Source organism: Terrisporobacter mayombei (genome assembly GCF_020748465.1).
Lineage (GTDB): Bacteria > Bacillota > Clostridia > Peptostreptococcales > Peptostreptococcaceae > Terrisporobacter > Terrisporobacter mayombei.
This window is the reverse complement of the sequence record NZ_JAHZMP010000156.1, coordinates 1-486: the sequence shown is the minus strand read 5'-3', so window position 1 is coordinate 486 and position 486 is coordinate 1. Positions and strand designations below refer to the sequence as shown.

At 47.9% G+C, this 486-nt stretch carries 1 protein-coding gene and 1 tRNA gene; both read right to left on the bottom strand.

The features are described from left to right. Nucleotides 1-31: 31 nt before the first annotated feature. Nucleotides 32-106: transfer RNA gene (locus K0039_RS20875), tRNA-Arg, on the bottom strand. Nucleotides 107-181: 75 nt separating this feature from the next. Next, on the bottom strand, nucleotides 182-486 hold a 305-nt coding region (locus tag K0039_RS20870), incomplete at its 5' end, for a formate/nitrite transporter family protein (RefSeq protein WP_228106844.1).

The window sequence follows — 486 nt, the reverse complement described above, 5'->3', positions numbered from 1 at the left end:
TTTTATGTGGTTTTAGGGATAAACACAAGGATGGTGTCCCCTGCAGGAATCGAACCTGCAATTAGCCCTTAGGAGGGGCTCGTTATATCCATTTAACTAAGAGGACAATGCGGCATGAGTATACCCGCTAATGGAGTGCGGGGTAAGTACGCTGCCGCCCGACTGCTTAAACCCTCGCCATCTATGCCGGGTTTTTATAATTTTTCTTAATGTTTTCCGCACGTTCTGCTTTTTGGCGTGCTTCTGCTTTACGCTTATTGCTCATGTCGTTACGAATCTGTGCATGACTCATTAACGCGAAGATAAAGGTGCCGCCGCAGATGTTCCCCGCTAAAGTAGGTAGTGCGAAGGGCCAGATGAAATCGCTCCAGTGCAGCGTACCGTTAAACACCAGATAGAGGATTTCAACAGAACCGACCACGATATGGGTGGTGTCACCCAGGGCAATAAGCCAGGTCATCAATATAATCACCACAATCTTTGCCG